This window comes from Variovorax pasteuri (assembly GCF_051216435.1).
Taxonomy (GTDB): domain Bacteria; phylum Pseudomonadota; class Gammaproteobacteria; order Burkholderiales; family Burkholderiaceae_C; genus Variovorax.
In genome coordinates, this window is record NZ_JBPJZS010000005.1 from 281,728 (window position 1) to 303,857 (window position 22,130).

At 69.3% G+C, this 22,130-nt stretch carries 20 protein-coding genes and 1 pseudogene; 2 read left to right on the forward strand and 19 right to left on the reverse strand.

Annotated features, from left to right (window positions below; genetic code table 11):
- Window positions 1–82: 82 nt before the first annotated feature.
- Window positions 83–250: pseudogene (locus ACSFBM_RS20305) on the forward strand (hypothetical protein); the annotation flags it as partial.
- 117 nt (window positions 251–367) lie between these two features.
- Here the strand turns inward: ACSFBM_RS20305 and ACSFBM_RS20310 are convergent.
- From ACSFBM_RS20310 to ACSFBM_RS20400, 19 genes are all read right to left on the reverse strand, one after another.
- Window positions 368–1,174: a GNAT family N-acetyltransferase gene (locus tag ACSFBM_RS20310; protein ID WP_435485988.1), complete on the reverse strand. Its 807-nt coding sequence runs from the start codon at window positions 1,172–1,174 to the stop codon at window positions 368–370.
- 8 nt (window positions 1,175–1,182) lie between these two features.
- On the reverse strand, window positions 1,183–2,304 hold the full coding sequence (locus ACSFBM_RS20315) for a hypothetical protein (protein ID WP_435485989.1): 1,122 nt from the start codon (window positions 2,302–2,304) through the stop codon (window positions 1,183–1,185).
- Entirely contained in the window at window positions 2,304–3,248 is a 945-nt protein-coding gene (locus ACSFBM_RS20320) for a methyltransferase (protein ID WP_435485990.1), read from the reverse strand. Before ACSFBM_RS20320 ends, ACSFBM_RS20315 begins: the two co-directional genes overlap by 1 nt.
- Window positions 3,242–4,165: an iron-containing redox enzyme family protein gene (locus ACSFBM_RS20325; protein ID WP_435485991.1), complete on the reverse strand. Its 924-nt coding sequence runs from the start codon at window positions 4,163–4,165 to the stop codon at window positions 3,242–3,244. Before ACSFBM_RS20325 ends, ACSFBM_RS20320 begins: the two co-directional genes overlap by 7 nt.
- A 97-nt stretch (window positions 4,166–4,262) precedes the next feature.
- Window positions 4,263–6,701: a catalase gene (locus ACSFBM_RS20330; RefSeq protein WP_435485992.1), complete on the reverse strand. Its 2,439-nt coding sequence runs from the start codon at window positions 6,699–6,701 to the stop codon at window positions 4,263–4,265.
- A 144-nt stretch (window positions 6,702–6,845) separates the two neighbouring features.
- Window positions 6,846–8,870, reverse strand: coding sequence for a hybrid sensor histidine kinase/response regulator (locus ACSFBM_RS20335; RefSeq protein ID WP_435485993.1), 2,025 nt, complete (start codon window positions 8,868–8,870; stop codon window positions 6,846–6,848).
- The gene (locus ACSFBM_RS20340) at window positions 8,867–9,745 is read right to left on the reverse strand and encodes a sensor histidine kinase (protein ID WP_435485994.1); all 879 of its coding nucleotides are present in this window, start codon (window positions 9,743–9,745) and stop codon (window positions 8,867–8,869) included. Before ACSFBM_RS20340 ends, ACSFBM_RS20335 begins: the two co-directional genes overlap by 4 nt.
- On the reverse strand, window positions 9,742–10,758 hold the full coding sequence (locus ACSFBM_RS20345; protein ID WP_435485995.1) for an ATP-binding protein: 1,017 nt from the start codon (window positions 10,756–10,758) through the stop codon (window positions 9,742–9,744). Before ACSFBM_RS20345 ends, ACSFBM_RS20340 begins: the two co-directional genes overlap by 4 nt.
- A gap of 38 nt (window positions 10,759–10,796) precedes the next feature.
- The gene (locus tag ACSFBM_RS20350; RefSeq protein ID WP_435485996.1) at window positions 10,797–11,201 is read right to left on the reverse strand and encodes an anti-sigma regulatory factor; all 405 of its coding nucleotides are present in this window, start codon (window positions 11,199–11,201) and stop codon (window positions 10,797–10,799) included.
- Window positions 11,191–11,565 carry an STAS domain-containing protein gene (locus tag ACSFBM_RS20355; RefSeq protein ID WP_435441540.1) on the reverse strand — a complete coding sequence of 125 codons (375 nt, stop codon included), beginning with the start codon at window positions 11,563–11,565 and terminating at the stop codon, window positions 11,191–11,193. Before ACSFBM_RS20355 ends, ACSFBM_RS20350 begins: the two co-directional genes overlap by 11 nt.
- Window positions 11,566–11,577: 12 nt before the next feature.
- Window positions 11,578–12,432 carry an STAS domain-containing protein gene (locus ACSFBM_RS20360; RefSeq protein ID WP_435485997.1) on the reverse strand — a complete coding sequence of 285 codons (855 nt, stop codon included), beginning with the start codon at window positions 12,430–12,432 and terminating at the stop codon, window positions 11,578–11,580.
- A 258-nt stretch (window positions 12,433–12,690) separates the two neighbouring features.
- The gene (locus ACSFBM_RS20365) at window positions 12,691–13,908 is read right to left on the reverse strand and encodes a HupE/UreJ family protein (RefSeq protein WP_435485998.1); all 1,218 of its coding nucleotides are present in this window, start codon (window positions 13,906–13,908) and stop codon (window positions 12,691–12,693) included.
- A complete protein-coding gene (locus ACSFBM_RS20370; protein ID WP_435485999.1) occupies window positions 13,895–15,100 on the reverse strand; it encodes a tetratricopeptide repeat protein in 1,206 nt (401 codons plus the stop codon). The genes ACSFBM_RS20365 and ACSFBM_RS20370 overlap by 14 nt, the downstream gene beginning before the upstream one ends.
- Window positions 15,101–15,110: 10 nt before the next feature.
- On the reverse strand, window positions 15,111–15,407 hold the full coding sequence (locus ACSFBM_RS20375) for a hypothetical protein (protein WP_435486000.1): 297 nt from the start codon (window positions 15,405–15,407) through the stop codon (window positions 15,111–15,113).
- Between the two features lie 14 nt (window positions 15,408–15,421).
- Window positions 15,422–16,927, reverse strand: a complete 1,506-nt coding sequence (locus ACSFBM_RS20380; protein ID WP_435486001.1) for a DUF4331 domain-containing protein — start codon at window positions 16,925–16,927, stop codon at window positions 15,422–15,424.
- Between the two features lie 254 nt (window positions 16,928–17,181).
- Entirely contained in the window at window positions 17,182–18,012 is an 831-nt protein-coding gene (locus tag ACSFBM_RS20385; RefSeq protein WP_435486002.1) for an urease accessory protein UreD, read from the reverse strand.
- Window positions 18,013–18,047: 35 nt separating this feature from the next.
- Window positions 18,048–19,055 (reverse strand): quinone oxidoreductase family protein, encoded by a 1,008-nt coding sequence (locus ACSFBM_RS20390; RefSeq protein ID WP_435486003.1) that lies wholly within the window; start codon window positions 19,053–19,055, stop codon window positions 18,048–18,050.
- An 85-nt stretch (window positions 19,056–19,140) separates the two neighbouring features.
- Window positions 19,141–19,671, reverse strand: coding sequence for a nucleoside deaminase (locus tag ACSFBM_RS20395; RefSeq protein ID WP_435486004.1), 531 nt, complete (start codon window positions 19,669–19,671; stop codon window positions 19,141–19,143).
- Window positions 19,668–20,702, reverse strand: coding sequence for an ABC transporter substrate-binding protein (locus ACSFBM_RS20400; protein ID WP_435486005.1), 1,035 nt, complete (start codon window positions 20,700–20,702; stop codon window positions 19,668–19,670). The genes ACSFBM_RS20395 and ACSFBM_RS20400 overlap by 4 nt, the downstream gene beginning before the upstream one ends.
- A gap of 348 nt (window positions 20,703–21,050) precedes the next feature.
- Here ACSFBM_RS20400 and ACSFBM_RS20405 point away from each other — a divergent pair, with 348 nt between their 5' ends.
- Window positions 21,051–22,130 carry an aromatic ring-hydroxylating dioxygenase subunit alpha gene (locus tag ACSFBM_RS20405; protein ID WP_435486006.1) on the forward strand — a complete coding sequence of 360 codons (1,080 nt, stop codon included), beginning with the start codon at window positions 21,051–21,053 and terminating at the stop codon, window positions 22,128–22,130.

Below are 22,130 nucleotides of genomic sequence, written 5' to 3' on the forward strand. Positions count from 1 at the left end.
ATCAGGATGTTTTTTACTCTTCTGGTAAATGACTTGGGGCGCAGATCAAAGATGACATGGACTCTCTCTTTGTTTGAAGCGTGTGAGAAGCATCGACACAACGCTGGCCCTGGCCGCATTCCGATCTGCAGTGCAGGACCGACAGCCTCCGGCTGGCTGCATCTTTCACACGGACATGGGATCGCAATATGCAAGTGAAACCTGCCGCAGGGCCCTGCAGGAAGCGGGGCTGCACGGGTCGATGAGCTCGCCCGGCAACCCGTACCACAATGCGCAGGCCGAGAGCTTCATGAAGACGCTCGAGGACGTCTACGTCGGTGGCTACGAGACCATGAGCCCGGTGGTCCAGCCGCAGGGGCTCACTCCATCAGAGGGTCAATTTTCGACAGCAATCAACAGCCACGCCAAAGAAGTGCTGGCGGTAGCGCGGGGAAACTTCGTCCAACCGCAACATCAGCGGCAGGTCGGCGGTGTTGAACGCGACGTCGAGCGCAGGCGGGCCGAGCAGGCGCGCGCCGCAACGCAAATAGCCCTTGATGAGCGGCGGTGGTGCGGGGGGCGCGGCGTCGCTGTGGTCGTCGAGGTGAGCCTCGGCGTCCAGCGGCAGCGCGATACGGGGCTCGACGCGCCAGCGCTCCTCGACCAGGTGCGTGCGGCACAGCCGGTGCCACAGCCGCGCGGCGCTCAGGCCCTGTTCATCCAGGCCGATGCTGGCGCAGCCGATCATGGTGTCGAGCCGGTGCTCGACCATGTACTGCCCCAGCGCGGTCCACAGCGCCATGATCACGCTGCCCGTGCGCCACTGCGCGTCCACGCACGAGCGGCCCAGTTCCAGCGCGCGGCCGCGCAGCGACGCGAGCGGGGACAGGTCGAACTCGGTGTCGGTGTAGAAGCCGCCCGCGCGCCGGGCCGCCTCGGGCGTCAGCACGCGGTAGGTGCCGATGAGCGGGCCGGGGCCGTTCAAGGGGTCCACCGCGCGTACCAGCAGGTGATCGCAAAACATATCGAAGCGATCGGCATCGAGCCCGCTCGGCGTGCCCTCGGGCGGCGTCAGGCGGGCGCCCATCTCCTGTGCGAACACGCGGTAGCGCAGGCGTTGCGCGTCGCGCACGTCTTCTTCGCAAGCGGCCCAGCGGGTTTCCAGCACGGGCGTGGCAGAGGTGCCGTTGTGCATGCGGCAACTCAGTTGGAGGGCGGGTAGCGGTCGACCAGGCGGTTCTGCCGCCGGTTGAGACGCGCGAGCGCCAGCAGGCCGATGGGCCGCACGCCGGCCTTGCGCTGCGCGGCGCCGATGGCGAACAGCAGCCGCTGCTTGGCGAAGACCATGCGAAAGCCCTGCAGCACACCGGTGTCGGGGTCCCAGGCCTCGATGGCCTCGGAGCCCGCGCCGTTGATTTCCATGATGGTGAAGCCGCGCCCTGCACCCAGTTCGCGCAGGCTGTCGTAGCGCACGTCGAAGCGCCCGAAATGAAAGTCGGGCATGTCGCGCGCGACCGCGTCGATGGCGCGCACCAGCTCGGGGGTGATCAGCGCCGCGCCGTCCCGGTACAGCCCGCCGACGCGGGTCGAGCCGATGGTGGCGAGCCGCACCTGCTGCCCGGCGGCGGGCACGCTGTGGTGCGGCACGCTGCACTCGTGGCGCGGCGAGCGCGCGATGCGGCGCGCCCGCGCGTCGGCCGCCACCAGCTGGGCCACGGTGCTGCGGCCGTCGCCCGTCACCCGCGGAAAGTAGCGCAGCGCCAGGCCGATGATGCGGCCCTGGCCCGTGACCGGGTCGCGTGCGTAGAAGATGCCGGCCTCGCCTTCCTGCGGCAGGTAGCGTTGCAGCACCACCGTCTCACCGGCCGGGAATGCGGCCAGGTAGGCCTGCAGCGCCGCCATGTCCTGCACCAGTCGCACGCCGTAGCCGCACAGGCCGAGGTCGGGCTTGGCGACCACGGGAAAGGCGAGGCCGCTGCGTTGCATCGTCTGCTGCAGCGAGGCGTGCGTGGCCGCGCCGTCGTTGAACACCGCGCAGTGCGCGGCCGTGACCGCGCGCGCCAGCGGTCCCATGCCGCGGAAGTACTCCAGCTTGCCTTCGCCCACCAGCCCGCCCGAGGTCAGGTGCGGGTTGGCCGCCGACGGCACCGTCGGGCCGCCGTAGCGCAACGACAGCCACAGCCACTGCACGACCAGCGGCACGCAGATGAGCCACTTGGGCATGCGCTCCAGCACGCTGCAGTCGCGCACCGCCGCCAGGCTCGCGCTGTCCAGCGTGTCCACACCGAGGTCGAGCTCGAGATCGCGGTCGAGCCTGGCCGCCATCAAGCGCTCTCCTGCGGCCGCGTCACGACCAGCCCGATGGCCGCGATGCGGTCGATGTGCGCGTACACCGAGCGTTCCAGCTCTTCGCCGAACACGTCGGGGTCGATCTCTGCATACGACCACTCGCAGCCCGAGCCTTCCAGCAGGGGCCGCATCTCGGCAAGGAACGGGTCTTCGCCGTCGACCATCGCCACGCCCGTGTACAGCAGCAGTTGCCCGCCCGGTGCCAGCCGCTTGAGTGACTCGGTCGCGATGCGCGCGCTGAGCGCCCGCCCGAGCCGCGTGCCGCCGTGGCGGTAGGCGCGCTGCGCGGCGTCGTCGAGGTAGGGCGGGTTCGACACGATGAGGTCGAAGTCGCCGTCCACGGCCGAGAGCGCGTCGCCCTGCGCCAGCGTCACCGTCACACCGGCCGCTTCGGCATTGACCGCCGCGTACTGCAGCGCCAGCGGGTTGATGTCGTTCATGACCACTTGCGCCGGCGTGCCCGTGGCGGCCAGCGCCCGCGCCACCGCCACGCCGCCCGCGCCGCTGCCGCAGCCCACGTCCAGCACGCGTGCGTGCTGCTGCGCCTTGCGCCCGGCGAGCGCCTGAAGAAGGAAGCGCGCAAAGCGGCTGGTGTCGGGCCCGAAGAACACCGCGTTCTCTTCCACCGTCGGGTAGGCCGAGTGAAAGAACAGGTCGTCGCCCAGGCTGGCGATGCGCACCGTGCTGCGCAGCAGCGTGCCCGTGCGCCGCACCAGGCCGGCGTGTTCCATGTCGGCCAGCAGGGCCGGCGGCAGCACATTCGCTTCGAACGGCAGGTTCCAGCCGAAGACGTCACGCAGCGTGAGGCCCGGCTCGCGTCCGCGCCGCGCGAGCACGCGCTGGTGGGTGAGCGGCGTGACGGTGGTGAAGCGGTAGCCGGTGGCCGCCACCTGTCGCAGCACGGGGGCTGCGTTCAGCATGCGGCGACCTCTTCTGCGTGCAGTTCCCGGAGTTCCAGGGTGTAGCGGTCGAAACAGCGCGCGCCGCACACAAGACGCATCAGCGCGCCTTCGGCAATGAACTGTCCGCAGGCCGGGTCCTCGTGGACCAGCGGGTGGATCACCTCGCGCAGCCAGGCGCGCGCGTGCGACACATCCAGTGCGCCATGCAGGTCGAAGTAGGCGCGTGCCCGCCCGCTCAAGCCCAGGCGGCGCATGCCGGCGGCCACCTGCTTCACGCGCCCGGGGGCCGTGAGCTCGATGACGCCGAGCGCGCCGATGGCGTGGTACGCGTAGCGGCGCGTGGTCGCCAGGCCCACCATGGTGTTGGCCAGCGCAAGCGATTCCCACACGGTGGTGTCGATGGCCGGGTGCAGGCCGAGCTCGCGCACCATGTGCGCGAGCATCTCGCCGTGCATGGCGCTTTGCTTGCCGTGGCCCATCTCGTCCCAGAAGTTGCGCGCGCATTCCAGCTTGGGTTGCGGCGGCAGCTTGACCTGGGTGTAGGCCAGCAGGTCTTCGAAGCCCGCTTCGCCCGCGGCCTCCTGCGTGAGAAACCAGCGCATCTGCGGCAAGGTGGCCTCCTGGGCCAGCCAGTCGAAGAGCGGGTGGTGCTGACCGGGACCGGAGTGCGCGAGCGATTCGAACCAGTGGATGAAGTGGCCCGCATTGCCGGCCGACACGCAAGCCGCCGTGCGCACCGTGGCGCGCAGGTCTTCGAGGAACCGGCCTTCCAGCAGGCGGTGCTCGTGCTCGCGTGCAAGGTCGTCCTGCCACTGCAACGAAGGCTGTCCCGGGTTCAGGCGCGTGGCGTTGAAGCGGGCCAGGCGCCGGTGGAGTTTCGCAGGCGGCGGCAGCGGCTGGCGCAGGCCGGGGTCCTTGATGTCGTGTGCGGACATGGTCGGTCCTTCTCGTCCAGTGGAGCAAAAAACGGAGCGTGCGCCTTTGTGCAGACGCTGTCCATCAGACAGCGGCTACAGATCCCCCGTGGTGTGCTCAGACCCGGGGCGGGTCGCAGTCGCGTGAGGGGTGGCGGTGCTGGCCCACGGCCGCAATGAACTCGGCGGCCACTGCCTTGGCTTGCGAGGCGTCCGACAGCAGCAGGCCCGGGTCCGCCGAGCCGTCGGGCAGGGTGAGCGGAATGCCCGCGTCGCCCAGCAAAGCCTGCGATGCGCCCAGCGCCAGGATGGTCTTGCAATGGCGGTACTGGTCCTTGATGAATTCCATCGTGTGGCCGTCCGCCGCGAGCGCTTCGGCCGCGGGCGCGCCGTCGGGCAGCACGAGGGCGTCGAACAGGAAACCCGGGCTGTTCTCCATGGTCGCATCGGGTTCCAGCGTCTCGCCACCGGCGGCGGTGACCGGCCCCAGCCTTGCGGCGACCAGGCGTGGCACCGCACCCGCACCGAACAAGGCGGCCTGCAGCGCCGCGATGGACGCGCCGTCCACGCCGTCGGCCACCAGCAGCGCGATCTTGCGCGAGCGAATGCCGCCGTCGCCAGGCCGTGCCATCAGCGACAGCGCGGGCGACGCCGAGACCTCGGGCGACACCGGCGTCTGCAGCGCTCGGGGCAGGGCGTCGGGCACGGTCTTCATGCCCAGCCCGGCAGCCACCTTGGCGGCCAGTTCCGGCGAGGCGTTGACCAGGCTCGCCACGATGCGCTCGCGCACCGCCGGCACCGTCACCTTCGACAGCTCGAAGCGGAACGCGGCCGCAATGTGCGCCTGCTCCGTGGGCGTCTGGCTCTCGAAGAACAGGGCCGCCTGCGTGTAGTGGTCGGCGAACTTCTCGGGCTTGCCGCGCACCTTGTCGCTGGACTCCTGCACGTCGATGCGGCGCGCCACGCTCTGGAAGCCCTGCGCCGCCCCCGCCTGGAACGGGCAGCCGCCAGCCAGCGAGTTGGGCTCGTAGGCCACGCGGCCGCGGTGCACGGCCTGGCGGTGCATGCCGTCGCGCTGGTTGTTGTGCACCGGCGCAAGGGGCGCGTTGATCGGCAGCTCATGGAAGTTGGGGCCGCCCAGGCGCGAGATCTGCGTGTCGACGTACGAATGAATGCGCCCGGCCAGCAGCGGGTCGTTCGTGAAGTCGATGCCCGGCACCACGTGCGCGGTGCAGAAGGCGACCTGCTCGGTCTCGGCGAAGAAGTTGTCGGGGTTGCGGTTGAGCACCATGCGCCCCACGATCTGCACCGGCACCAGTTCCTCGGGCACCAGCTTGGTCGCGTCGAGCACGTCGAAGCTGAAGGCCGCGGCCTGTTCCTCGGTGAAGATCTGCAGGCCCAGCTCCCACTCGGGGTACTCGCCCGCGTCGATGGCTTCCCACAGGTCGCGGCGATGAAAGTCGGGGTCGGCGCCCGAGATCTTCACCGCCTCGTCCCACACCAGCGAATGCGTGCCCAGCTTCGGCTGCCAGTGGAACTTCACGAACACCGATTCGCCGGCTTCGTTCACCAGCCGGAAGGTGTGCACGCCGAAGCCCTGCATCATGCGGTAGCTGCGCGGAATGGCGCGGTCGCTCATCTGCCACATCAGCATGTGTGTCGACTCGGGCATCAGGCCCGCGAAGTCCCAGAAGGTGTCGTGCGCCGAGGCTGCCTGCGGCATCTGGTGGTGGGGCTCGGGCTTGACCGCGTGAATGAGATCGGGGAACTTGATCGCGTCCTGGATGAAGAACACGGGCATGTTGTTGCCCACCAGGTCCCAGTTGCCTTCGTCGGTGTAGAACTTCACGGCGAAGCCGCGCACGTCGCGCGCGGTGTCCTTCGAGCCGCGTTCGCCGGCCACGGTGGAGAAGCGCACGAACACCGGCGTCACCTTGCCGGCCTCCTGGAAGGGTGCGGCCATGGTGTGCTTCGTGAGCGGCTCGTAGCACTCGAAGAAGCCGTGCGCGCCCGAGCCGCGCGCATGCACGATGCGCTCGGGAATTCGCTCGTGGTCGAAGTGCGTGATCTTCTCGCGCAGGATGAAGTCTTCGAGCAGCACCGGGCCGCGCAGGCCGGCCTTCAGCGAATTCTGGTTGTCGGCAACGGGCACGCCCTGGTTGGTGGTGAGCACCTGGCCGGACGAGTCGACGCGCACCCGGTCCAGCGAGCCGATGGTCGCGTTCACGCCTTCGCCCGCCACGCCGCCGAGCTTGGCCGAGCTGTTGCTTTCGCTGAGCGAGCTGCCGCCGGGCAGGCGCGACGCCGGCTTGGCGGTGAGGCCCCGGGGCGGTGCCATGGCGTTGTCCATGCCGTGCTCCAGCGGCTTGTTGTCGTTGGCCGGTATGGCGGCCACCAGGGCCTGCGTGTCGGTGGCACGCTGCGTGGGCAGGTCGCCCGCGACGGCGGGGCCGGGATGGGCGGGCGCGCTGTCGGTGTTGCGCGCGGCGGCCTGGGTGGCGATGGCGGTGGCGGGGGTGCCGGTGGGCTTGCTGTTCTTGGGCGCGCGTGTGGCCATGGGGTGCTCCGAGGTGGGGTGTATCGCGGGGAAGGACGCGAACAGTAAGTAGCACTCCAAGCGGCCCATGTAGGACCGAGCCGCGCAAACCTCGAAACCCGACGGACGGCGCTCCCGCCTTGCGGCGAGGCCGCGGCGCCCGGGCTAGGGTGTCGCGGGCCGTCCGGCGATCAGCGCCAGCAGCGCATGCGGCTGCAGCGGCTTGCCCAGATGCGCATCGAACCCCGCCTCCGTCGCCTTGGCGTGGTCTTGCGGCCGGGTAAAGGCCGTGTGAGCCACCGAGAACAGCCGCGGCTTGCCGAGGGTGCGCTCGCGTCGGCGCACCTCGCGAATGAGGTCGTAGCCGTCGCGCCCCGGCAGGCCGATGTCGCTGATCAGCACGTCGGGCCATTTCTGCTCGAACAGCTGCAGCGCGCTGTCGAAGTCGGCGCCCAGGCGCACCGTGGCGCCGGCGTCGGCTAGCACCACCGTCATGATCTCGCTCGCATCGGCGTTGTCCTCCACCACCAGCACATCGAGGCCGGCGAGGATGCGGCCGCTGGCCGCTGCATCGCGCGCGCCCTGCGTGTCGGGCGCATGGAGCGCATGGGGCGTATCGAACAGCACGATCGGTGCATCCCCCGAGGGCACCACGCCCAGCACCACGCGCAGCGTGGCGCCCCGGCCCTCGCCTTCGCTGTGCGCGGAGATGCTGCCGTCGTGCAGCTCCGCCAGGTTCTTGACGATCGACAGCCCCAGCCCCAGGCCGCCGTGGAAGCGGTTGTCCGGCGAATCGCTTTGCGAGAAGCGGTCGAACAGGTGCAAGAGAAACTCGGGGCTGATGCCGCGGCCGAAGTCCTGCACCGACAGGTCGAGCACGTCGCCTTCCCGGTGCAGCTCGATGACGATGCGCCCGCCCTCGGCGGAAAACTTGATGGCGTTGGACAGCAGGTTCCACACGATCTGCTGGAAACGCGTGGCGTCCAGCCAGGCCGGTGCGTCAGCCGGCGCCTGGTCGAACACGATGGCCAGGCGTTTGGCCGCCGCCGGCGCGGCCAGCGCCTCGATGGCGGAGCTGACCAGCCCGCGCGGCTCGATCCATTCGCGGTGCAGGCGCAGCTTGCCGGAACTGATGCGCGACACGTCCAGGATGTCGGCGATCAGCCGCGTCTGCGCCTTCACGCTGCGGTCGATGGCGTTCAGGCCTTTTTCCATCTGCTCGGGCGTGCGGTTGCCCACCTTGAGCACGTGCACCCAACCGCCGATGGCGTTGAGCGGATTGCGCAACTCGTGCGAGAGCACGGCCACGAAGTCGTCCTTGGTACGGCTCTGGCGTTCGGCGGACGCGCGCGCGGCCTGCTCGCGCTCGAGCACCTCGCGCCGGCGCCCCTCGAGCTCGAAGCGCTCCGACACGTCCAGCGCAATGCCCACGCGCAGGCCCGGGTCGATCTGCGCGGACATGGTCCATTCGAGGCGGATCCACGAGCCGTCCTGCCGCAGCAACGGGAACTCGCCCTTCCAGGGTGTCGCGGGCGAGGGCGTGCCCACGAGGGTGCCCGCCGTGTGGGCTTGCACGAAGGCCGTCCATTCGTCCGGCGCGAAGGCGCTGACCGGCTGGCCGATCAATGCGTCGCGCGACTGCCCGAGCATGGCGACCATGGCCGGGTTGACGTCGGCGAACCGGCCCTCGGCGTCGATCAGCGCCATGCCCGTGGGCGCATGGTCGTAGATGGCGCGAAAACGCGCTTCGCTGTTGCGCTGCTTTTCCTCGGCCATGCGCGCGCGAATCAGCGCCTGCAGGGTGGCCACCAGCACCGGGGGCTCCACCGGGTGCACCAGGTAGGCATCGGCGCCGGCGTTCAGGCCTGCCACCTTGTCCTCGTTGCGCACGAAGGTGGCCGACAGGTGCACCACGGGCAACGTGGAGGTCGACGGCTTGATGCGCAGTTCGCGGCACACCTCGAAGCCGCTGAAGTCGGGCAGGTGCACATCGAGCACCACGGCAGAAATCTGGTGCGAGGCCAACGCCAGCGCCTCGCCTCCGGTGCTCGCCTCGCGCGTATCGAAACCCGCGGCGCGGATCACGCGCGAGGTCGTGTAGCGCGTGGTGGGGTTGTCGTCCACCACCAGGATCGTGTGGCGCGACCGGTCGATCGTGGTGTTGATCAGCGGTTCGGGTGGCATGGTCATTCCGGCTGCGCCGGAGCCTGGCGTTGGAGCTGCACCGGGAGCGTGACGGAAAACACCGAGCCTTTGCCGAGCTCGCTGGCCAGTTCGACGTGCCCACCCAGCAGCACCGCGAGCTGCCGGCTCAGCGAAAGGCCCAGGCCGGTGCCGCGCAGGCGCTTTTGCACCGGTGAATCCACTTGCGAGAAATCGTCGAAGACCGCAGCATGGTGTTCGGGCGCGATGCCGATGCCCGTGTCCGAGACCGAGAAGCGTATGGCGTTGTCGCCCACGCGCATCGCGGTGACACGCACCTCGCCGTGCGGCGTGAATTTGAGCGCGTTCGAGATGAAGTTGCGCAAGATCTGCGAGAGCTTGCGGTCGTCGGTGTAGAGCTTGGGCAGCCCCTCGGGCTCCTCGAAGATCAGCGCGGTGGCCGGGTTGTGCAGCACCGGGCGGAACATGCCGCGCAGCGCGGAGAACAGGTCGACCATTTCGAACCACGCCGGCGAGATGTCGACCCGGCCCGCCTCGATCTTGGCCAAATCGAGCAGGTCGTCGACCATGTCGGCCAGCTCGGTCGCGGTGGTATCGACAAAGCCGACCTGCTTTTCCTGTTCGGGCGTGAGCGGTCCGTCCACGCGGTCGCTCAGCAGGCGCGCGATGCTGCGGATCGCGCTGATCGGTGTACGGAACTCGTGGCTCATGTAGGCCAGGAATCGGCTCTTGAGTTCGGTGGCCTTCTGGAGCTCCTGAGCCTGGGCGTCGAGCTCCGCGTACAAGGCCACCACGCCGCGGTTGGTCTCCTCGAGCTCCGCGCGCAGTTCTTCGACTTCGCGCCGGCTTGCGGCCAGCGCGTCTTCGCGGTCGTCACAGACGGCCGGACCGTTGCTGTTCATGCGTTTTCCTTTTGGCGGATCACCACGATGGTGGCGTCGTCGCGGTGCCGCGTATGGTCGCGCAAAAGAACCGCCGCCACCAGCGTGGGGTCCCTTTGCAGCAGGGGACGGATGCGCTCGAGGCTCCAGCGGGTCTCGATGCCGTCGGTGTGCAGCACCACCAGCGCATGGGCGGGCAGCTCAAGCGAGGTGATCTCGGGCTTGCGGATCTGCAGGCCTGCGGTGCCGTGCTGGGTGATGACGGATTTGTCGAACACGCCCGAGACCACACGGCCCACGATGTTGCCGGCGCCGGTGTAAGTGACGGTGGCGCTCGCGGTGTCGATGCGCAGCGCGCACACGGCGGCGCCGCGCGTGGTCTGCAGTTCGCGGTGCACGCGCTGCACGGTGTCGCGCAAGTCGGCGTCGGGCGCCGTGGCGAAGGCGTCGATCGCAGCCTGCGATGCCTTGGCCGCTTCCGGCCCGTGGCCCAGGCCGTCGGCCACCAGGAAGGTGGTTTGTGTGCCCTCTGGGCCGTGCGTTGCGCTTGCCCACGCGTCCCCGCAGACCGACTCATGGGGCGCGGGCAGCCGAATCGCCCCGATCTGCAATGCCGGCGCAGCCTCGGTCCGTGTGGCGGGCGCCGCGGACGGGCGCACGCGGGCAACGCTCACCGTACCGTGCGGCACCGACGAATGAATGTCGAAATCGCTCGCCAGCCGACGCACCGCGCCCAAGCCCGTGCCGGGTGTCGTGCCCGAGGAGTGGCCGTCGCGCATCGCCAGTGCGATGTCGGATATGCCGGGGCCCTCGTCGATGCAGATCATCTCGATCTCACCAGCCTCGCCGGCCGTGCCGGTCCGTGGGCGCGCCGCGATCAGCAGCTGGCCATTCTTCGCGTGGCGAACGAGGTTGGTGCCGAGTTCCGTCACCACCAGCGCCAGGCGGCCCGCGTCGACCTCGCCCCAGCCCATGTCCGACGCGGCCTGCGCCGCGTGCCGCCGTGCCTCGCCGACGCGGCTGGCGTCCTCCATGGGAAATGCCTTGTGCGTCCAGCCCGGGATGGTGGCGGCTACTTCCACTTGGTGATACTCACTCGGGTGCCCTGGCCCGGCGCCGACACGATGTCGAAGTCGTTCACCAGCCGCTTGCTTCCGGGCAGGCCCAGGCCCATGCCGCTGCCGCTGGTCCATCCGTCGGTGAGTGCGAGCGCCATGTCGGCAATGCCGGGCCCCTCGTCCTCGAAGTGCAGCAGCAGCCCGCGCCGCCCGTTGCGCTCGACGAATTCCCAGCGCATGCGTCCGCCGCCGCCGTGGATCAGCGTGTTGCGCGAGAGCTCGCTGGCGGCGGTGATCATCTTGGTCTGGTCGACCAGCGAGAGCTTCAGGTCCTGGCACAGGGAGCGCACCATCTGGCGGCTCGCGACGATGTTCTGCTCGTTCAGCAGCGGCAATGTGCCGGTGAGGTCAATGGCCAAGAACATTCTCCAGCCGGGAACGCCGAAGAAGCTCCATGCCACGCTCTACGTTGAGCGCCGTCTTCACACCGTCGAGCGACAGCCCGAGCTCGACCAGCGTGATCGCCACCGCGGGCTGCATGCCCACCACCACGGTCGTGGCCGAGAGGATGCGGGCGATGCCCGAGATGCTGGTGAGCATGCGCCCGACGAAGGAGTCCACGATCTCGAGCGCCGAGATGTCGATCATCACGCCCGAGGCGCCGGTCGTGGCGATCCGGTTGGCCAGGTCGTCCTGCAGCGTGAGGGCGGTCTGGTCCTGCATGTCGACCTGAATGGTCACCAGCAGCGTGTCGCCCATGCGGAGAATTGGAATGCGGTCCATGGCGGGTGCCGCTTACTTGTCGAGCGGGCCGCGCGTGACGCGCCAGCCGGTCTGCTGCAACGCGAGCGCCAGCGCGTCGGCCAGCGTGGCCTTGGTGCGCACGCCCTGCAGGTCGATGCCCAGGTGCACGATGGTCTGCGCAATCTGCGGGCGAATGCCGCTGATGATGCAGTCCGCGCCCATGAGGCGGATGGCCGTGACCGTCTTCAGCAGATGCTGCGCGACCAGCGTGTCGACCGTGGGCACGCCGGTGATGTCGATGATGGCCAGCTCGGAGCCGGTCTCCACGATCTTCTCCAGCAGGGCTTCCATCACCATCTGCGTGCGGCTGCTGTCGAGCACGCCGATCATCGGTACCGCAAGCACGCCGTCCCACAGTTTGACGACGGGGGTGGAAAGTTCCAGCAGCTCTTCCTGCTGGCGGCGAATGATCTCTTCTCGCGCCTGCTGGTACGTGCCCGCGGTGTGCTGCGCCAGTCTGTCGATGGTGGTCGACAGCGCCCAGAGCGAACTTGCCATGGCAGCCGCGTCGGTTCCCAGGCGGCGCTGGATGGCGGCAAACAGCGGCTTCTTGAGTGCGAGCACGAACAGGCTCGTTTCGGCCACCGACTGGCCCTTGGCCGCGCGTGTCTTCGACAGCGCACCGAGCGTCTCGCGCAGCCCGGTCCATGCGGGAGCCTCCAGGCGTGCCGGATCGCCGCCGGCCTGCAGCCCGTCGCGCAGCTGGCGCAGGATGTCGAAAGCCTCGGCTTGTGCCGCGCGCCGCGCGCCGGGTTCGCTGACCTGGGCTTCCTCGAGCCAGATGTCGACGACGTTGTTTTCTTCGTCGCGCAGGGTGTCCAGCAACGCTTGGTATTCGCTCTTCATGAAGTTCCTCTTGGATTTTTGGCTGCGTCCGCGTGAAACGACCGAAGTGCGAGCACGCGCAATGTCGGCTCGCTGCAATGCGTAGCGTCCGCTGGGCAGATCGTAGCGGTTGCAAACTGTAGTTAACGAAGTTTGCAAACACAGGACGTCGCCATTTTCGGTAGGCCAAGACCTACATGAAGGCGCCGCTTTAACGCGCGGGCCTGGGCGATGCAACGTCTTTTGACATGCAGCGCCAGCAGATTCGAACCTGCCGCTTCAGGAAAACGGCAGCACCTTCACGTCGAACACCCGCTCGCCCAGCCAGATGGCCGCCACCAGAACCGCCAGCGCCGAGCCGCCGCGCAGCACCAGCGGCGGGTAGCGCCGCCAGTGGCGCAACGCCAGCAGCGCGACCAGCACCACGGCCACCACCATGAGCTGGCCCGCTTCCACGCCCAGGTTGAACTGGAGCAGGGCGACGACGAAGTCGCGCAGCGGCAGGTCGAGCTCGGCCAGCGCACCCGCGAAGCCGAAGCCGTGGATCAACCCGAACAGGAAGCTGAAGAGCTTGCGCCGCCCGCGCAGCACCGGGTAGATGTTGTCGATGGCGGCCAGCATGATGGTGATGGCGATGCCCGGCTCGATGATGCGCGGCGAGATGGTCACCACCTTCAGGCCGGCGAGCGCCAGCGTGATCGAGTGCGCGATGGTGAACATGGTGACGATGCCCAGCATCGGCCACACGGCCTCGCGCCAGCCGATGACCGGCTCCCACCCCTCGGGCCTGCGGCGCAGCACGGCGGGCAGCAGCAGGCAGACCAGGAACAGGATGTGGTCGTAGCCGATCAGGATGTGGTGGATGCCGTCGCGAAAGAAGCTCGTGTCGGACGACGGGGCCGATGCACCAGCGGAAGCTGCCACTGGCGTGCCCGGCCAGGGCACCGCGACCGTGCCGGCCGAGGGATCGAGCGAGCGCACCGTCGGCTGTGCCGCGCCCTCGACTTCCACGCGCAGCAGCCCGCGGTGCGTGGGGTCGACCTCGCGGAACAACCGGTAGTCGATGTCGAGCGCGCTGCCCGTGGCGATGGTGGCGCATTGGCCGCGCAGCTGCAGCACGAGGTAGGCGCCGTCGATGCGGTCTTCGATGGCGGCGGGCCGTGCTTCGGCCAGCGCGCACCGGCCCTGCTGCAGCCGCAGGCGAGCCAGCGCATAGGCGTGGATGTCGGCCAGGCGCGTACGGACCTCGCCCCAGCTGAGCTTGCGGTCGGCATTGGTGTCGAGGTCGAGCAGCGCGTCCAGGTCGCGCAGCGCGATGTCCCAGCGCAGGTCGATCGTGTCGCCGCTGCGGTGCAGCAGCAGGTAGGCGTCGCTGGCCTTGTGGGCATGGGCCGGCGCGGCTGCGAACAGCAGCGCCAACAGCATCGGCACGGCCCACGCGGCCCACGCGGGCCGTACGGCCCGCACGTCCCTCACCGCGCGTTCAAAGCATCGCATCGACACGCGCATCCTTCAGTCCGATCTGTTGCATCAGGGCCTTCACTTCGCCGCGCGCGGCGTCGTCTTTCGCGGCCGCCGCGGCGCGGGCGAACACCAGCATGTCGATGGGTTCGCGCTGCAGCCTGACGTTCAGGCGCGCGAGTTCGAGCGCGCGCCTCGGGTCGTTCTGCACGTCGAGGGCGAACATGGCTTCTTCGCGCGCATGCAGCGCGGTCGTGCCGGGGCGCAGCGCGGAGGCCTCGAAGCGCTGGCGCAGCTCGTCGGCCTCGGCCCGGGTCCCCTTGTCGCGTGCGGCCGCAGCGGCAATGGCCAGCCGCAGCAGCACGGCATCGCTGCGTGCTTCCTTGGCGAGCAGGCCTGGAATCTCGGCATGCCGGCCCACGCGCTGCAGGTAGTCGCTGTAGGCCAGCAGCAGGTAGCCCGAGCGCTGCGCCGCCACCGCCTTGCGGTAGGCGGCATCGGCCTGAGCGGAGCGGCCCGCGAGTTCCTCGACCTCGGCCACGCTGGTCAGCAGCCACTGGCGCGTGCCCGCCTGTGCCGCGCCGGCCAGCGCCGGGTTGGCAAGCAGCTCCTGCAGTGTGTCGCGCGCCTCGTCGTGCCTGCCGCGCAGGCCCGCGTTCTCGGCCAGGCAGGCGACGCCGTAGAGCGCGGGGCCTGCGCGGCCCAGCGCGCGGCAGGCGGCGTCGGATTCGGTATAGCGCCCGCGCACGCGCAGGATGGTGGCCAGCGTGATCCAGCCTTGCGCGTCGTTGGGCTGGCGTGCCAGCGCGGCCTTGAGCGTGGCCTCGGCGCCGTCGAAGTCGTGCAGGAACTGCGCGATGGTGGCGCGCATGACCAGCACGGCGGGCGGCGTGTCGGCCACAGGCATGGCTTCCCAGGCCTGCAGCGCGCCCATGGCGTAGCCGGCGTAGCGCGCATCGCCCTGGTCGCGCGCGAGGTTCAGGTAGGTGGTCGCCGCCTCGATGGCGGTGGCCGGATCGCCGGGCCGCTGCACCAGCTCGCGGCGCAGTCGGCGTTGTTCGCTCGACCAGCCGGCCACGGCGGGCAGTGTTTCCACCACCGCGTCGTCGCTGGCCGGCACGCGCGGCACGGCATGCGCCGCGCCGGCGAGCACCAGCATCGCGGTCGGGAGCGCCAGCCACCGGCCGATGGCGCAGATGGCGCGCGCGAAGTGGATGCGGGCTCGCATGGCGCGCTGCCTACTGCGTGGCGACCGGGTCCTTGGTCTCCGACGTGGGCGGCGGATCGAACTGCGCCACGTTGGCCGCGTCATCGGTCTCGGACTGCGTGGCGACCAGCGCCACGATGTAGGCGACGAAGGCGTCGTAGGCACTGACCTGCACGGGTGGCTGGCCGTCCTGCGGCGGCGGCGTGGTGCCGACCGGGAACGGGTAGAAGCCGCTGCCGCCGCCTCCCCCACCGCCGCCGCAGCCGGCCAGGGCCGCGGCAATCAATACCGCACCGGCGGCGCGAGACAGGTGTCGTGTGTTCTTCATGGCGTGCCTCCGGTTCACGGTGCCGCGGCGTTGACGGCGCCGGGCAGCGGTGTGTTCAGGTACGGGAAGGCGGCGGGGAACTGCGAGGGGCTCTGCAGCGCGCCGTCGGTGATCGCCGCGCCGCCGGCCGGTGCGTCGCTGGGCTTGCAGCCGACCTTCAGCGCGTCGTTGGCACCCGTCAGCACGCACAGGGCACCCATGGCCACGCGCAACTCGATGTCCACCACGTCGTCGCCCGGGCGACGGCCGTTCGGGAAGCCCGCGTTGTCGTTGCCGGCCACGCCGAGGTTGCTCTGGCTCGCCATGGGCGTGGGTGCGATGCTGGTGTTCAGGCGCAGCATTTCGGACGCCTTGACGTTGGCCGGCTTGTTCACGCCGTCGATGCCCGTCAGGAAGGCCGCGACCAGGTCGGTGCGCGGGAAGTTGGTCGGCGCGGGTGCGCTGGGGTACAGCGTCTGGATCAGCGCCGGCAGCGTGGGGTTGGTCACGTAGGTGGCGAACTGGCCGTCGTCGGCCGGCCGGGAGCTGTTGAAGGCGTCCTTGTCCTTCAGGCCGATGACCACTTCGTTGACCAGCGGCATGCCCAGGCGCGAGACCTGCGCCCAGGCGCCGCCGTTGATGGTGGTGGTGCCGTGGCCGCTCTTGGGCGGGTTGGCGATCAGGCGGCCCTGGCGCGCGCTGGCCGTGGTCCAGCCGCCGATGATCGCGCCGTTGCCGCCCGCGGTGAGGCACGAAATGGGCACTTCGAGCGCCAGGGTCGACACGTTCTTCTGCGCCAGCGCGTCGGGGTTGCCGTTGGTGGTGCCCAGCGGGTTGAGGTTGATCAGGTCGAACACCTGGCCCAGGGCCACGGTGAACGGGTCCTTGCGCTGGCCGGCGAACACGCGGCCCGGCGTGCTGCAGCCCGGAATGTTCACGCTGTACAGGTGCTGCGCCGCATAGGCGGCATAGCCGGCCGGGCCGCCGAAGGTCTTCTCGCCGATGTTGTCGGTCGGGCGGTCGAACACGTTGGAGCCGTTGGCCGCGTTGGTGACGGGGGCCGCCTGGCCCTTGCGGCGGTCGCCGCGCACCACGGTGAGCGTGAAGGTTTCGCGCAGGTTGCTGGTGGCCTGGTTGGGCCCGGTGATGGCGCCTGCCTGCACGAGCGGAATCGACACCTGCTTGCCCGAGATCGACAACTGGATGTCGCGCAAGGTGTTGGTGAAGCGGAACTGGAAGGTCAGCGACTCCGTCGCGCTGCCGGTGTTGTCGATGTGGATCTCGTACAGCCCGTTCGGATCCATGGTGAAGTAGTTGGGGCCGCCGTAGGCGCTCTGGTCGGGCTGGTAGTTGGCGATCAGCGTCACGAAGTCCTGGCGGTTGGGCTCGTAGCTGCGGAACATGTAGAAGTCCGTGCCGTCCAGCTTGGGCATTCCCGCAATCGACGGGGCCTCGCGGTGGCTGGAAGCGAAGGCAGCTGTGGCTGCGACCGCGCACAGGGCGAGAACACAGGCCCGTACGGGCGTTGGGAGCAATCTCATCGGCGTCACCTCGATAGTGGAAATGTTGGACTGGGCACGAACGACTCACGCAGCGCAAAGGCCGGCGCTGTCTGAGTACGCGCAACAAGTTCAGCCGGATGTGCAAATGCGGGTAGGTAGTTACGTGCATTGCCAGCGCCGCGCGTTGGGCGCACTCGCGTGCGCCCGTGGTCAGGCCCGCGGTCAGGCCGCGATCACCTCTTGGGAAGCAGGTGCAAGGGCGCTCAGGTCGCCCGTCACAGGTGCAAGGGCGATCAGGTCGCCCAGATGCGCGGCGTGGCCGCGGGCAGCTGCCACAGCTCGCTGCGCCACGCCTGCCACACCTGCCGCAGCAGCTGCATCGCGGGCTCGACCACGGGGGCCAGCACGCGCAGCACGACGATTTCGGCATGCGGGCTGGTGGCGCCCGCGCTGTCGAACAGGGGGCTCGCCTCGAGCAGCGTGCGCGCCTGCGCGAGCAGCGCGTCGCGCCGCGCGCGCGCCAGCGGCGTGCCCGCCACGAAGAACAGCGAAGCCATGCAACGGTGGCCGCCCAGGCCGATGGGGCTTTGCAGCAGCCGCTGGTCGGCCGCGTCGATGCGCCCGCGCTCCAGCCACACGCCGGGCACCTCGATGTGCTGCAGGTAGGTACCCCGTTCGAAGGGCTGGTTGGCGTTGGGCAGGCCGAGCGCGGTCACGTCCCAGCCGATCAGTTCGGCACCCGGCGCGACCTCGATGGACAAACGGTTCTCCGCCTGGCAGCCGCTGTAGCAGAGGGCTTCGAGCGGCAGCCATTCGAGCCGCGCGCCGGCCGCCAGCCGGATGCGCGTGCGCTGCAGCGCGAGCTCGCCCTCGGAGCGGTAGAAGCGCGAGGCGCCGGGCGTGGTGATGAGGCCGTGGCTGCCGTCGGCGGCCTCGATGTCGATGTCCAGCGTGTCGCCGCCCACCAGGCCGCCCGGCGGGTGCACGAGCACGTTGTGGCAGACCGTGTCGCCCTCGGGGTACAGGCTTTGCAGGATGCGCAGCGGTCCGTCGTGGCGAAAGCGTGCGACGGTGCGGGCGGACTCGTTTTGATAGGAGAGATGGAGACGGGCGTGCCAGGGCATGCAGCGAGTCTAGAGGCAGCGCGCGCCGGTTCTGGTCAGGGCAGCAGCAGGATCGCACCGGCGACCGAGCGGCTTTCCGCGGCCCGGTGCGCATCGGCCGCGTCGGCCAGCGCAAAGCGCGCGCCGATCGACGCGCGCACCGCGCCCGAGGCCATCGCGTCGAACACGTCCTTCGCGTTCGCGCGGAAGGTGGCGGGGTCGGCGTTGTGCGGAAACACCGAAGGCCGCGTGAGGAACAGGCAGCCCTTCTTGTTGAGCAGCTCGGGGTCGATGGCCGGCGCTGGCCCCGAGGCTGCGCCGTACAGCACCACCATGCCGAAGGGCGCGGTGCAGTCCAGCGAGCCCATGAAGGTGTGCCTGGCCACCGAGTCGTACACCACGCGTGCCTTGCGTCCGCCGGTGGCGTCGATCACCTGCTGCACCCAGTCGGCCTGCGAATAGTCGATGGCCACGTCGCAGCCGGCGGCGCGCGCGGCCTCGCACTTGGCCGCGGAGCCGGCGGTGCCGATGACGGTGGCGCCCAGCGCCTTGGCCCAGCCGCTGAGGATCTGCCCCACACCGCCCGCGGCCGCATGCACCACCACGATGTCGCCGGGCTGCACCGCGTGCGTCTTCTTCACGAGGTACTGCGCGGTCATGGCTTTGAAGAACACGGCGGCCGCGTCCTCGTCGGAGATGGCATCGGGAATGCGCACCAGCTTGGCGGCCGGCACGTTGCGGCGCTCGGCATACGCGCCCACGCCGGCGTTCATGTAGACCACGCGGTCGCCGATGTTCAGGTCGGCCACGCCGTCGCCGAGTGCCTCGACCACGCCCGTGGCCTCGTGGCCCAGGCCGGTGGGCGAGGGCAGCGGGTACTTGCCGCTGCGCTGGTACACATCGATGTAGTTGAAGCCGGCGGCGGTCTGGCGCAGTTGCGCCTCGCCCGCGGCGGGCGCGGGCAGGTCGACGGTCTCCAGGCGCACGGCCTCGGGGCCGCCGAATTCGGTCACGCGAATGGCGCGGGTCTGCGTGGGCTGGGTTGCCTGGGTGGGCTGGGTCATGGGGGGCTCGCTCCTTTGTCTCGTGGGCCGTGGTTGGCCGACGCGATTCTGAGCGAAGCCGCCGTTGCGGGCAGGCGCGGGTCTTTCAGACCTTCCAGGCCCCGTCGTGCGCCGCGCTGGCCTCGTCGACCAGCGCGGGCCCGATGCACTCGATGGGGTGCGGCGAGGCGCGGAACACGTCGCGGCACGACAGCTCGGCATCGCGCTGGTCCTGCCGCTCGCCGCGGAACACGCGCAGGCGTTCGGCGTCGATGCCGAACACCACGCGCCCGATGTTCGACCAGAAGATGGCGCCCGCGCACATCACGCAGGGTTCGCCCGAGGCATAGAGCGTGGCACCGGCCAGTTCCTCGCGCGAGATGTTGCGCCCGGCCAGCGCGCGCAGCGCATTGACCTCGGCATGCGCGGTGCAGTCGCCGGTCTCGATGTTGCTGTTGCCGGCCTCGGCCAGCACTTCGCCCGAGGCCGAGACGATGACCGAGCCGAAGGGGCGGTTGCCCCGCCGGCGTGCCGCGTGAGACCAGACGATGGCCTTGCGCAGGTAGCGGCCGTCGCGCTCGTCGAGCGTGCTTTCGGCGGGGTAGGTGGAGGTGGTGTTGTAGCTGTTGAAGTTCATACCTTGGGGAGATTGCGTTCGCTGCGCAATGGGAGCATCGAAGTGTTGAAGATGGCGTCGGACGCAGGCTTGACCTTGAGGCCGAACACATCGGCCACTTCGTCGACCTGCTGCTCGAGCGTGAGCTTGCGGATGTCGCCCAGGCCGTGGCCGCGCGTGTCCGCCGCGCCCACGTACTGGGCGGTGATGCCCCAGCGCTCCAGCTCGATCTTCTCGTCGAGGATGGGCTCGCGCTGGCGCATGGCCGCGATGCTGGGCGCCGGATTGGCGAAGGTCTCGACGATGGCGCGGTTGCTCGCGCGCAGGAAGGCGGCCACCACCTTCGGGTTCTGCGCAATGAGGTTGCTGCTCGCGAGGATGGCGTTGCCGTACAGGTTGACGCCCGCGTCGGCGTACTTGAGCACCGACAGCTCCTCGGGCTTCATGCGCGCGAACAGCGAGACGGCCGAGTCGTGGAAGTAGGTGGCGGCATCCACGTCGCCGCGCACCATCACGTTGTCGCGCGCGCTGAAGTCGGTGGTCTGCCACTGGAAGGCATCGCCGCGCATGCCCTGCTTGCGCGCCACCAGGGGCCAGGCGCGGCGGGTCGATTCGACGGCGGCCGCGGCCACCTTCTTGCCCTGCAGGCTCTTGAAGTCGCTGGTCACGCCGCGGTCCTTGCGCCCGATGATCACGAACGGTGCGCGGTTGTAGTACTGGTACACGGCCTGCACCATGGGCGTGCCCGCGTTCTGCGCGTTGAACTCCACCAGCGAGCTGATGTCGCCCAGGCCCAGCTGGTACACGCCGCTGGCAATGCGCGTGATGGAGGCGACCGAGCCGGCGCCCGTGTCGATGCTCACGTCGAGCCCTTCGTCCTTGTAGTAGCCCTTGGTCATCGCAAGGAAGAAGGGCGCGGTCTGCCCGTTGATGCGGAAGTCGAGCGTGAATTTGAGCGGGGTGAGCTTGCCGCTGCCCTGCGCGAAGACGGAAGGAGCGGCGATGGCGGCTGCGGTGGTGCCGGTGGCTGCAAGAAAGAATCGACGTTGCATGGTGGGGCCTCGGAAACTTCGGGTCTTGAATCCCCCTGCAAAAAGCAGAAGGCGTTTCAAGAGCAATTTCCGGGCGGCGCACGTTCATGGTGCGTGCGCTGCTGAACGCTTCTACTCTTGCGGCCGGTGATGCACGACGCATGCCAAGGGCGATGCCAACCGGTTTTGCTCGGGCTTTGCGGCCCGGGCTTGGAGCGGCGGCGCAGCCGCGTCACAATCCGGGCTCGCAATTTGCATGGCAGGTTGCGCAGAGTAGAAGCGTTCAGCCGCGCGGTGCCCCCCTCCCCGCACCCCGGCAGGAAATTGCTCTTTCAGTTCGTCCCACACGACCACAGAAGGAGTCCGCGCATGCTCGTTACCCAACAACCCGTCTTCCGCAAGTTCTGGCATGCCGTCATGCCGCTCACCGAACTGGCCCACGGCCCCAAGCCTTTCAGGCTGCTGGGCGAGGACATCGTTCTCTTCATCGACGCCAGCGGCCAGCCCGCCGCCTTGCGCGACCGCTGCTGCCACCGCACCGCGAAGCTCTCGAAGGGCTGGTGCGTGGACAGCGAAGGCCAGGCCTGCGGCACCGGCGCCATCCAGTGCGGCTACCACGGCTGGACCTACGACCGCAGCGGCCAGGTCATCCGCATTCCGCAGTACGAGCCCGAGCGCACGATCTCGCCCGACTACAAGACCACGGCCTACCGCTGCACCGCGCGCTATGGCTACGCATGGGTGGCGCTGGAAGAACCCATTGCCGACATTCCAGCCATTCCCGAGTTCGACGACCCGGGCTACCGCACCATCTTCCAGTTCTACGAAGAGTGGCAGACCAGCCCTATGCGCGCGCTGGAAAACTCCTTCGACAACTCGCATTTCAGCTTCGTGCACCGCGCCACCTTCGGCGTGGCCGCGAGCCCGAAGCCGAGCAAGTACGAGCTGGTGGAAAACGCGTCGGGCTTCTACGCGGAGACGGTCATCGAGGCGACCAACCCGGTGAAGTTTCATGCGATCAGCGGCGTGACCGACCCGATCACCACGCGCCACATGCGCAACGCCTACTTCCTGCCGTTCTCGCGCCGGCTGGACATCGAGTACCCGAGCGGGGTGCGCCACATCATCATCAACTGCTTCACGCCCATCGACGACGGGCGCATGCAGCTGTGCCAATGGCTGTTCCGCAACGACACGGAGGCCGACTGCGCAGCGCAAATGCTGATCGACTTCGACGATGCAGTGACGCGTGAAGACAAGGACATCCTCGAATCGACCGACCCCGACGCGCTGGTCGACACGCGCCGGCGCGGCGTGGAGTACTCGATGGAGTCCGACCGGCCCGGAATGCTGATCCGCAAGCACCTGATGCAGCTGCTCGCCAGGCACGGGGAGGCGGAGGTTCACCGCGGCATGAGCGCGGTCATTCCTGTTGCCAAGGCTGCGTAA